At 28.9% G+C, this 12077-nt stretch carries 8 protein-coding genes; all 8 read left to right on the forward strand.

Annotated elements, in window-relative coordinates; genetic code table 11:
- The first annotated feature begins 1 nt into the window (after position 1).
- The 8 genes from BC748_RS13505 (at position 2) to BC748_RS13540 (ending at position 11415) form a co-directional block, all read left to right on the forward strand.
- Positions 2 to 3730, forward strand: a complete 3729-nt coding sequence (locus BC748_RS13505) for an Eco57I restriction-modification methylase domain-containing protein (protein ID WP_133534026.1) — start codon at positions 2 to 4, stop codon at positions 3728 to 3730.
- The gene (locus BC748_RS13510) at positions 3730 to 5448 is read left to right on the forward strand and encodes an AAA family ATPase (protein WP_133534027.1); all 1719 of its coding nucleotides are present in this window, start codon (positions 3730 to 3732) and stop codon (positions 5446 to 5448) included. Before BC748_RS13505 ends, BC748_RS13510 begins: the two co-directional genes overlap by 1 nt.
- 1 nt (position 5449) lies before the next feature.
- Entirely contained in the window at positions 5450 to 6010 is a 561-nt protein-coding gene (locus tag BC748_RS13515) for a hypothetical protein (protein WP_133534028.1), read from the forward strand.
- A 6-nt stretch (positions 6011 to 6016) separates the two neighbouring features.
- Positions 6017 to 8524, forward strand: a complete 2508-nt coding sequence (locus BC748_RS13520; RefSeq protein WP_133534029.1) for a DUF4268 domain-containing protein — start codon at positions 6017 to 6019, stop codon at positions 8522 to 8524.
- Positions 8525 to 8527: 3 nt separating this feature from the next.
- Positions 8528 to 8710: a hypothetical protein gene (locus BC748_RS13525; RefSeq protein ID WP_133534030.1), complete on the forward strand. Its 183-nt coding sequence runs from the start codon at positions 8528 to 8530 to the stop codon at positions 8708 to 8710.
- A 149-nt stretch (positions 8711 to 8859) separates the two neighbouring features.
- Complete coding sequence (locus BC748_RS13530; RefSeq protein WP_162846478.1) at positions 8860 to 9459, forward strand: hypothetical protein; 600 nt, start codon at positions 8860 to 8862, stop codon at positions 9457 to 9459.
- A gap of 129 nt (positions 9460 to 9588) precedes the next feature.
- Positions 9589 to 10668 carry a nuclease-related domain-containing protein gene (locus tag BC748_RS13535; RefSeq protein ID WP_133534032.1) on the forward strand — a complete coding sequence of 360 codons (1080 nt, stop codon included), beginning with the start codon at positions 9589 to 9591 and terminating at the stop codon, positions 10666 to 10668.
- 87 nt (positions 10669 to 10755) lie between these two features.
- Positions 10756 to 11415, forward strand: coding sequence for a hypothetical protein (locus tag BC748_RS13540; RefSeq protein ID WP_133534033.1), 660 nt, complete (start codon positions 10756 to 10758; stop codon positions 11413 to 11415).
- Positions 11416 to 12077 lie beyond the last annotated feature (662 nt).

Consider the following 12077-nt stretch of genomic DNA (forward strand, 5'->3'; position numbering starts at 1 on the left):
TATGAACTTACTACAAGATTTTAAAGACAAACCATTTATAGAAGCAATACAATCATTTTTTAAAAAATTGAATGTACCGGTAAATGAAATCACAACAGATCCTGCAAATGCAATTGACATTATTGGAGAAAGTGAAGTAAACAAATATATTCAAGATAATGGTGTTTATGTTTATGGTATTGTTGATGATGCTATTTTTGAGCAAAACGAAACTTTCAATAATCTTACTGACGTAAAATCACTTAAAGCCGATTATGATGGTATTTTGCTTTTCGGAATTACTTTACATCCAAGAGAAAATAACTTACTACCAACAAGAGCACAATTAGCCGATATTACCCGTGCTTTTAGTAGAACTTTCAAACATACACCAATTACCATTGTTTTTAAGTATGGTAATCATATTGCATTTGCTAACAGCGAAAGGATACAATTTAAACAACAATGGCGAGAGGGTGAAAAGGTTGGTAAAGTAACCATACTTCGTGATGTCTTTATAGATAAGCCTCATTCTGGACACGAAAGAATTCTGCGTAATTTAGAAATAAAGAAAAGCGGAAGTAAGATTATTGAAACTTTTGAAGGTTTATACAAACATTGGCAAGAAGTGCTAAATGTTTCGGTATTAAATAAAGCATTTTACGAAGAATTAGTTAACTGGTATTTTTGGGCAATCAAAAAAGTTACTTTCCCAAATGAACCAATTCAAGAAACTGATGAAAACTATTCTGATTATTTTGAAAGATTAAAAGCACATAGAGCACAAAATATAATTCGATTAATTACCCGATTAATGTTTACTTGGTTTATCAAAGAAAAAAACCTTGTACCAACTGAATTATTTGACCAGTCGTTTCTAAAAAATAATATCGATTTTGGCGATAAAGACAGTAGTAATTATTACAAAGCAATATTACAAAATCTATTCTTTGCAACACTCAACCAAGAAATGGGTAATCGTGGATTTCGTAAAGAAGGTCAAAATGTAACGATAACTAATCTTTTCCGTTACAAAAAAATATTCAATGATGAAAATATAGCTTTACAATTATTCAAAAATGTTCCATTCTTGAATGGTGGTTTATTTGAGTGTTTAGACAAAGGACTTGATAAAATGGATGGATTTTCAGAAAGAAAAGATTGCATTATGATTTTCCCTAACGAGTTATTCTTTAGTGAAGAACAATTTGAAAACTTAACTGAAGATTACGGACAAACAGGCAAAAAATACGAAAAAGCACCTGTCAAAGGATTAATCAATTTGCTTAACGATTACGTATTTACTGTTACAGAAAACACTCCTGTTGAAGAAGATGTTGCACTTGACCCAGAGTTGTTAGGAAAAGTTTTTGAAAACCTATTAGCAAGTTACAATCCCGAAACTAAAACTACTGCTCGAAAACAAACAGGTTCATTCTATACACCTCGTGAGATAGTTAATTATATGGTTGACGAAAGTCTTATAGCCTATCTAAAAAATGAATTACTCAAAGAAGTTCCTGGTTATGTAGATTTTGGGAAATCGCAAACCAATTTATTTGGTAACGCAGCCAAAAAAGGACAATTGTCTTTAGAAACAAAGATTGAAGAAAACCCTTTTAAGGAAAACGAAGAAACCCTAGAATTACAATTACATCAATTGTTTTCTTATGAAACCATACAACCATTTAATGACGATAGAGTAAAAAAAGGCATCATTGTAGCATTAGATAAATGTAAAATTCTTGACCCAGCTTGTGGTTCGGGAGCTTATCCTATGGGAGTTTTGCATAAAATGGTTCACGTCTTGCAAAAGTTAGATCCTGATAATATACATTGGAAAGAGTTGCAAAAACAAAAAGCTATAGAAGAAACTCAAAAAGCTTTTGAAGTTGGCGAAAAAGAAGAACGTGAAGCACGCTTAATTGAAATAAATGATGCCTTTGACGAAGGAATTAATGACCCAGATTATGCCAGAAAATTATTCTTAATAGAAAATTGTATTTATGGAGTAGATATACAACCTGTTGCAGTACAAATCTCTAAACTTCGTTTCTTTATATCGTTAGTAGTTGACCAAAAACCTACACAAGACATTACCAAAAACAGAGGCATAAGACCCTTGCCCAATCTTGAAACCAAGTTTGTAGCAGCCAATACATTAATTGGTTTGGACAAACCAAAGCAATTAATGTTACGCAATCCTTACATTAAAGAACTTGAAGATCAACTTACAATTGTTCGCCATCATCATTTCTCTGCAAAAACACCAAAAACCAAAGAAAAATGGAGAACAAGAGATAAAGAACTGCGAAATGAAATCAGAGATTTATTGATAGATGACGGCTGGAATACAATTAGTGCTAACCAAGTAGCAAATTGGGATCCATACAATCAAAACACTTCTTCTGATTTTTTTGATAGTGAATGGATGTTTGGGTTTGAAAATGGGTTTGATATTGTAATTGGTAATCCACCTTATATATTAATTCAAAACATTCCAAAGATTAGTAAAGCATTAATCAACATATACAATTCTTATGAAGTTGCTCAATATAAAGCAGATTTATACCATCTATTTATCCAAAAAGCCATTGATTTATCAAATAATAATGGTATAATATCGTATATAACTCCAAATACATTTATTAAGAATAAGTACAATAGTAAATTAAGAAAATATATATATGACAATTGTAATATAAATTCTGTTATTCTTTTTTATGCTCAAGTATTTGAAAGTGTTTCTGTAGATAATTTAGTCTTTGTATTTTCTAAAAATTCTCGAAAAGTAAATTCTAAAGTCTATGAAATTCAAACAACAATAAATGATATTACAACTCCACAAAGATTATTTGACCAATCAAAAATAATTGCTCCAAACTATACTTTTAATTTAGATATAGACGATAGTAAGGAGTTAATTATAAATTTAATTTTAAATAACTCAATAGAATTAAAAAATTATGCTAGAGCTTATTTTGGCATTCAAACTTATGATAGAAGCTCATATGTATCTAAATTAAAAGAAAGTGAAGAATGGCTTCCTGTAATTGATGGCGGAAATGTCTTTCCTTATTTCATAAAAGATACTATTGAGTTTGTTAAATTCACATCAGATGCCATTAAAAGTGGTGGCAATGCAAGTATATACAGCAAAAAAAGAATTGTTATCCGTCAGATTGGAAAATATCCTGAAGGAGCTATTTGTCCTGAAAACGTTTTTACACTCAATACAATTTATAATATATATAAAATAAATGAAGTGTTAGAATTAGAGTTTATATTAGGATTAATAAATTCAAGTGTCATAAAATATTATTGGCTGAATACGAATTTTGACAATAAAGAAACATTTCCAAAAATTAAAAAAGCTCCAATTGAAGAAATTCCAATAAAAAGAAATCCAAATATAGAAGCCAATATTATGTTTTTAGTTAAACTTTTAACTTATGACATACAAAGTAAAATATCCTATTACAAAGAAATTATTAATGGATTAGTGTTTGAATTATATTTCACAGAACATATGAAGGAAAAAAATATTGATATACATAGTTTTGTTATAGAAGATATAAAAACGGTACTTGGCGAAAAAAACTTTGAAAAATTATCTGATACAGAAAAGCAAAATAGTATAGAGCAATTAGAAAAACGATGGACAAGTTCTGATAATGAAGTAAGAAACCGCATTAAGTTATTTGCTGTTCGTAGTCCAGATATTTTAAAACCAATACTAGAAAGTAAATAATGAAGCAGTTTATCGAAACCATCAAAATAAAAAACTTTAAAGCTTTTCAGGAAGAACAAGTTTTTGACATAAAGGGTAAGAATGTTTTAGTATATGGTACTAATGGTTCTGGAAAATCATCTTTATTTTGGGCACTTTATACTTTTTTGCAAAGTAGTATTAAAAGCGATGATGAAGTAAAAAAATATTTTGAAACCTTTGATGAACTAAATAAACAAACACATCAAAGTTTAAAAAATGTTTTTATGCCTGATAATGCGGATAGTTATATTGATATTACTTTTAAAGACGAACATAATATATCAAGATCCTTTCAAATTTCTCATAATAACATTAATACAAATAACAATACAGATACCAGAGTACAAGAATTAAATTTGGCGAGTGATTTCATTAATTACAAGCTACTTCATAATTTTTATAATACATCTCACAAACAAGAAATTAATCTTTGGCCAGTATTTGAGCGTGACATCTTTCCTTTTTTGACGGTAGGAACACAAAACTGGTTAGAAGATATCATTAAAAGTTTAACAAATGATGTACCTAGAACACCAAGAGGGAATGTAGCCTCACGAGGAAGAAAAATAAGATATGAAGAGGAATTGGTAGTTTTAAATGGAAAGATCGAGGCATTACTTGAAGAAATTGAAAGAAATGCTAATAAATTTCTAAAGGAAGAGTTTTTTGAAAATAAAGATGTTATAAAAGTAGATTTAAAATATACAAAAAAATTCAACTTTAATAAAGTTAGACAAAGGCTCTGGAGAGAAGATATGGCTTACAAGCGAAGAGAAGAACTCCAAATTAAGTTATCAATTAAACTTAAAGAAGAAAATAGCACTGATTGGAAAACAATTCATAGACCACACTCATTTTTAAATGAAGCATTGCTAACTAGGGTTGCAATTGCTATAAGAATTGGAGCTACACAAACAAGACTAGAAAGTCTATTTAAAATTTTGGTTTTAGATGATATGCTTATCAGCCTCGATATGAGTAATCGTATGGATGTAATGCGTTTAATTTTAAATGTTGACAATAAAGCTGAATTAAGTTTTTTTGATAATTTCCAAAAAATAATACTCACTCACGATAAAGGATTTTTCAATTTAATACAACGCCATACAGATGATAATGATTGGGTATATTATAAATTCATAAAAGACGAAAGTAAAAACGAAGCACCAAAAATTAGTAATGATTTGACACACTTACAAAAAGCAGAAAAATATTTTGAAGATGCAGAATTAGAGAATTGTGGTAATGAATTAAGAAAAGCTGCTGAACAAGTTTTAACTCAATATTTAGACCCAAATATGAAAAATCTTAAGTCAGATTTTGAAAGTTTAGGTACAATGCTAAATAAGGCAATTAATGAAATAAATAATAATCGTTTCAATAAATTTAAGACTAATTTTTTATCTTCAATTGAGCTTGAAAAATTAAAGAAAATAAAAGAAGATTATCTAATTGATGGTTCTCTATCAGAAGGAGAAAAAACAGCTTTAACAAATACAAAAACTAGAATATTTGATTTATTGATAGAATTAAATTCCGTTAGTCATAAGAAAGAAACTCTTTTAATAAATACCAAAGAAATACTAGACAGAATAATGAATGCTGCTTCACACGCAGGAGAAAACCCACTTTATACAACGGAGCTAAAAGATGCAATTGTAAAAATAAAAGAGTTGAAAGATTTTTTAAACACATAGTATGAACTACAACCAAGAACCATTTCCAGAAGATATTAAGCTATTAATTCAAAAATGTGAAACTATTATACTCAAAATTCAAGAACGTTTTTCAAGCCCAGAGTGTCTAATAGTAAAAGATTTATATCATTCGGACAAAGGTCATAAACAAAAAGATTTTATTCAAAAATTGCAAGTGGTTTGTAATAACAAATTAAACAATAAGCGTAAAAAAGAAGATGAGGTAAAAGGTTTATATGTATTTGGAGAATTAAAAGACAATGGTAATGTAGAGCCAATTTATGTTGGTATTTCAAGAACAGTTTTCAGAAGATTATATCAACACACTTGGGGTAAGAAACATAATGAAACTAGCTTCTCTTATTTAAAAGCAAAACATTTTTCACAACATACTGGAAAAAGAATAGATTTAGACAAAGAGTTATTAAAAGCACAGCAACAAAAAATTAAAAATTATAGACTTATTGTTATCCCAGAAATAAATGACTACGATTTATATTTTATGGAAGTGTATATAGCTGGACGATTAAAAACAAAATGGAATAGTTTTAAAACGCATTAACAAATTATGAAAGCTAACGAACTACAAATAAATAACTTTCTACAATCTCCCAATGTGCAATTTGTTATTCCGGTATATCAAAGGAATTATGATTGGAAAATAGTTGAGTGTAAAGAATTATTAAACGACATTATCTCCGTTGAAACCGAAAAAAGAGGCACTCATTTTATTGGAAGCATAGTATTTGTGCATGAAGGAACTTATAGCACAAGCGAGGTAAAAGAGTTAGTTATTATTGATGGTCAACAAAGACTAACAACAATAAATATTCTTTATGTAGCCTTATATCGTTTTGCAAAGGAGAATAATAGACCAAATGATGCAGAACGGTTGTATAATATGTTTCTAACCAACCAATATGTACAAAACGAATCTAGTAAATTGAAATTAAAACAAACCGATAACAATTCATTAGCATTTAAGGCAATTATGCTAGGTACTGAGAAAGGTTTTGTTAGCTTTTCTAACGTAACAGAAAATTATAATTATTTTAGAAGTTACATTGATGAGAATAATTTTGAAACTATTTTAAAGGGATTAAATAGACTGATATTTGTAGAAATTTCGTTGGAAAGAGATAAAGATGATCCACAACGTATTTTTGAAAGTTTAAACTCAACCGGCTTAGATTTATCCCAATCAGACTTGATACGTAACTTTATCTTGATGGACTTACCTCCAAGAGACCAAAATAGAATCTTTGAAACCATTTGGAATCCAATTGAAGAAAATGCCAAAGACATAGTAAAGCAAAGTTCTTTAGTTTCTGATTTCATAAGAGATTATTTGACGCTTCGAAACAAAAAAATACCGAACAAAAACAATGTTTATGCTGAGTTTAAAAGTCTTTATAGTAACAAAAAAGAAGATGCTTATCATCAAGAGTTAGAAAACATAAAATCATTATCAGTACATTATAAAAAATTGGTTAATCCAATTGTAGTTGATAATCCAAGTATAAGAAAAGAGTTAGAATATATTAATCGACTAGAAATTAATGTAGCCTACCCTTTCTTACTTCAAGTATTTGAGGATGCCGAAAATGGATTGTTGAGTAATGAAGAGTTAATTAAAATACTGAAACTTATACAAAGCTATGCTTGGAGAAGATTCATTTTAGGTTTACCTACTAACGCATTGAATAAAATATTCATGAGTTTATATGCTGAAGTTGATACAGAAGAATATTATGACTCAATTGCTAAAGTTTTATTGAAAAAAAGAGGTAGTGCAAAGTTTCCAACCAATGAGGATTTAAAAACCGCTTTGAATGATAAAGACTTATATAATACTCAACCTAAAAATAGAAATTATCTATTTGAATTACTAGAAAACTTCAATAATAGAGAGTTTGTAAATACTAATAACGAACAGATTACAATAGAGCATATTTTCCCGAGAAATCCGAATGATGATTGGAGTGATGACTTATCGGCAGAAGAATATTTTTTATTCAAGGAAAAATATTTGAATACTATTGGAAACTTGACTTTATCTGGAAATAATGGTGCTTTAGGTAATAAATCATTTTTAGCAAAAAAAGAAATGAACAACGATGGTAAAGAAGAAGGATATAATTATAGTAGACTATGGTTAAACTCTTATTTAAAATCATTGGACCGTTGGAATGTCAAAAATTATGAAGAACGGCTAAAAATTATTTATGAAAGATTTATAAAAATATGGGAATACCCTAACATCGTGATTGCTGAAAATGAGGAACTAGAAGAACAAAATCTCTTTGATATTGATAGTCCAAAAAATAAAAAGTTAGAGTATTACATTTTTGAAAACACAAAAGTTGAAGAAAATACAATTGCTCAGATGTACTGTAATATCCTTAGAAATTTGTATGAAAAAAATTCACAGTTATTAGTGAGTAATCAATCTACATTTAAAATTACTAAAAACCCTAATGACTTTAGGTCACCTCAAGAAATATCTAATGGCTGGTATGTTGAATTTAATATTGATAGTAATACTAAATTTGCTTGTTTGAAAAGATTACTAATCTTATTTCAATTAGAAGATGAATTATACGTGAAATATTCATCAGACACAGATAATAAATCTGAACCAAGTCGATTTAGTATCAGAAAAAAATATTGGCAACAATTATTACCTCTTGTAAAAGATACCGATTTATTTTCTAATGTAAATCCAACCAAAGACCATTGGTTGAGCAGTGGTGCTGGAACTGCTGGTGTTACATACACCTTTGTAATTTCGAAAACTTATGTTAGAATTGAACTTACTATACTAACATCTAGTAAGGAAATAAATAAAATGTATTTCAAAAAACTATTGTATAATAAAGAAAATATTGAAAACTCTTTTGGAGATGAAATTGTTTGGGAAGAACTACCGGATAACAAGATGAGTAGGATCAAAATAGAAATGCAAGGAGTGAATATATTTAATATTTCAGATTGGGAAGTAATGAATAGCTTTTTAGTAACTAAACTACCAAAATTTGAAAAAGCTTTTAGTCCATTTATTAAAAATTTAAAATAGTTTATGGCAGAGTTTTTAAATACCAAAAAAATAAAAGACTATATCAGTAAAATAATTGAAACGGCAGAAAAAGAGCTAGTGATTATTAGTCCGTATATTCAAACAAATGCTACTTTCATCGAACTATTGAAAGCTGCTGACGAAAGAGGTGTTGAAACAACACTTATTTATAAAAAAAGGAAGTAAAAGAGTTTGAAAAAGACAAGTTGAAGAGTATTGATAATCTTAATTTACTTCATCATCCTAACTTGCATTGTAAATGTTATTACAATGAAAAATATTTGATAATTTGCTCGATGAATCTCTATGATTACTCTCAAAGAAATAACAGAGAAATGGGTGTTCTGTTTAGACGGACTGATACAGAATCTAATGGTTGGAATGATTTCAAAAATGGTCAAGATGATGAAAGTCTATTTCAAGATGCGATAGCTGAAATAAAGAGTATTATTACTAGTTCGGAATTTGAAAAAGAAAGCAGGGAAACAAAAACTATTGGTTTTGAAATGGATATCATTAAGACTAATTATGATTTTATACTTGAGAAATGTCAAACCTATAATAAGTTTTCCAAAAACAAGAGGTTTACTCCTTTTCAATCGGGTGAAGTTTGGTATAGCAAGTGTGAAAATTTTCTTGACCATGTTGATTTAACTTTTGAAGGAAATAGAGCTGTTATTGATTTAAACTTTAATGAAAGTAGATTGCTAAAACTATTCGAGACATTATCTACAAAAAAATATGATAAAGACTATAGAGCGATTGATTGTTTTAGAATGTATTGGACTTATCACAAATCATCCATCTATTTGTATGAATTGAAAGAACATGGTTTATGGTCTACTAAAGATGATGATTTTTACCCTAGCTTTTTTAATGGTTTGAATGAAGTGTTTAAAGTTTTAAAACCAATTATTGATGCTACTAAAAAATAGTATTAGATAGTTGAGACTGTGTTTTGATGCGTTTAGTTTTTTTGTTTACTTTACAATGTTTGATTTAACCAAACAAGAAAAGATTTATATTATTTATTACTACCAAATAGTAAAATAAAACTTCTTTGTATGTGTAGAACTTATAATAAGATTGGTTCGTTAAAGTCTTTAAAAATACATTTAGAGAAAAACAATATCCATGATTTTAAGTCAATAAAAGATGTTATTACTTTTCAAAATTCATATCAAACACTAAGGCAAGAACAGCTTGCGTTTCACGAAAGTCAAATAGAGCATGAAAAAAACCAACTAAATATTGATTTGCCTGTTTTACAGACTGCCGCAGAAACATTAAAACAAGAAACAATTCAAAAACTAACGGAAGAAATTGAAATACTAAAAGGACAACTCTACAATTCAAGCCAAAATGCTTCAACAAACCTATTTCATAAATTAAAAATTGCTTTTAGAAATTGGAACTATAAAATACAAATCAAAAACCTAGAACAAAACTTTGAGACCAATGTAAAAATGGCAATTAGTCCACTTCTTGAAGAATACAATTTAAAAAGTCATCGTTTTGACTATTTATCTACTCGTTTTGATGATGCCGTAACCAAGAGCGCCTTCCACTCTATTTCAGAACTCGATAGAAAAAAAACAATAATAGAGGAAAAGAAAAGTTATATCTACGGAGCATTAGGAGAACAAAAAGTAGTTAAAACACTAGAAGCATTATCCGATGACTACTTTTTAATCAATGATTTTGATGTATCATTTTACACTGCCATCTACAATAGCCAAGAAGATGAATACATAAAATCCATTCAAATTGACCACATACTAATAGGTCCGCCAGGAATATTTTTAATTGAAACGAAGAATTGGAGTGAAAAATCATTAGAAAATGTAAACCTGCGTTCACCTGTAGAACAAATTAAAAGAAACAGTTATGCCTTTTTTCAAATACTAAATAATAAAGTAAAAAGGAAGCGTAACCTTTTAGACAGACATCATTGGGGTGATAAAAAAATACCCATTAAAAATGTTATTGTATTTACCAACTCAAAACCTAAAGAGGAATTTCAATATGTAAAAATTTTGACAGTCAATGAGCTTATTGGATATGTAAATTATTTTAAACCTATATTTTCATACGAAGAAATTAATAGTATAGCTGAAATAATTATTCAGGTTAATGAAGCTTAATGAGTAAATTATTATTTAATTTTAAAATTCTTTTACAGATCTATCCGTTTACAATAATTTAAAATATCAACTACTAAAAACAGTACTATGCAAATTAAAATAATAACACTTTTTTTAATTTCCTTTTTATTTATTTCTTGTGGTGTACAATCGGTTTCTGTACTACCAGAAAGTAAAAGATCCAATAATCCAGAACTTAACACAATAATAAATTCTGAAATTGGAGAAGAGCTAGTTTTAAAAGAAATAGGACATAAATACAAAGCCATAAAAGTTACCAAAGGCAGAAAACCAAAACCTGGCTATATAATTACAGAAATTAAAGAAGGTGATATTTTTTACCACAATTCCAACACCAGTAAATATAATCTATATAGAAATGAAAACGACAATACGTTTGGACTTGCTATTCCAAAAGCCGGTGGAAACCCAATAGTTTATACTAATAACGGAAACGGCATAACCTTTAGTTTCAATAAAGATATCATAGAATACACAAACACCTCTAAACCCGATCCTGAAAGAGAATATATCAAACAAGAGTTAATTTATAATGGTCGTGTTGGGACAGCGCTTAAGTTCATTTATCGAGAATATACCAAAGACTATATTAAACCTGCCTTTACACAAGAATTACAATATGATTTAGCAGAAAGTAGAGTTATTGGATTTCGTGGTTTGAGACTTGAAGTAATCAATACAACCAATACCAATATTGAATATAAAGTTTTGAGCTATTTCAATTAAAGGTTAAATAACTCATCGTCCAAAACTCTCCTCCGCTACTGCGTGAATCACTTCGCGTTGTAATTATTCTAAACTCCCAAACAACTAATCCAGTCAGGGATGATATTTCAGTAAAGATGTATTTTTAATGCATCCAAATAACTAAGACCTGTCAGGTCTCCAAAACCTGTTAGGTCTAAACTCCACTGCTACCATTTCCCCTTTATTATTCTCCAAGCTACGAAAAGTCTCCCACTTTATGCTAGAACAGTTCTTTGATGAAACTGCTAATACAATGGAGTAAAATTGTATCGAGAAGATTTTCCTTCTAAAGGTTCTCGATTAGCTTCGCTCCATTCGGCTTTGCCTCGGGTGTATTTTCTGTTTCAAAAACTAGCGTATTTGAATTGTATTGTGAAGCTATGTTTAAAATATCCTTCTGGGCGTTCTCGATACTATTTTCTACTTCAAAAACTGGCGTTTTTGAAGTAGAAAATCACTCGAACTGACGTATGTTGATTATGGGAAATTATCCTTAGAACGTCACTTCGAGTGATTTTATGGAATGCAGTGGAGTAAAATTGTATCGAGAAGCAATTATAAAAAAATATCCTTCTAAGGGTTCTCGATACAATTTTCTGTTTCTAAAACTACCGTTTTAAAAACAGAAAATCACTCGAACT

Origin of the sequence: Flavobacterium dankookense, assembly GCF_004362665.1 — a bacterium.
Taxonomy (GTDB): domain Bacteria; phylum Bacteroidota; class Bacteroidia; order Flavobacteriales; family Flavobacteriaceae; genus Flavobacterium; species Flavobacterium dankookense.

Coding starts and splice junctions, on each gene's coding strand:
- BC748_RS13505 (WP_133534026.1), top strand. CDS start 2: ATGAACTTACTACAAGATTTTAAAGACAAACCATTTATAGAAGCAATA.
- BC748_RS13510 (WP_133534027.1), top strand. CDS start 3,730: ATGAAGCAGTTTATCGAAACCATCAAAATAAAAAACTTTAAAGCTTTT.
- BC748_RS13515 (WP_133534028.1), top strand. CDS start 5,450: ATGAACTACAACCAAGAACCATTTCCAGAAGATATTAAGCTATTAATT.
- BC748_RS13520 (WP_133534029.1), top strand. CDS start 6,017: ATGAAAGCTAACGAACTACAAATAAATAACTTTCTACAATCTCCCAAT.
- BC748_RS13525 (WP_133534030.1), top strand. CDS start 8,528: ATGGCAGAGTTTTTAAATACCAAAAAAATAAAAGACTATATCAGTAAA.
- BC748_RS13530 (WP_162846478.1), top strand. CDS start 8,860: ATGGGTGTTCTGTTTAGACGGACTGATACAGAATCTAATGGTTGGAAT.
- BC748_RS13535 (WP_133534032.1), top strand. CDS start 9,589: ATGTGTAGAACTTATAATAAGATTGGTTCGTTAAAGTCTTTAAAAATA.
- BC748_RS13540 (WP_133534033.1), top strand. CDS start 10,756: ATGCAAATTAAAATAATAACACTTTTTTTAATTTCCTTTTTATTTATT.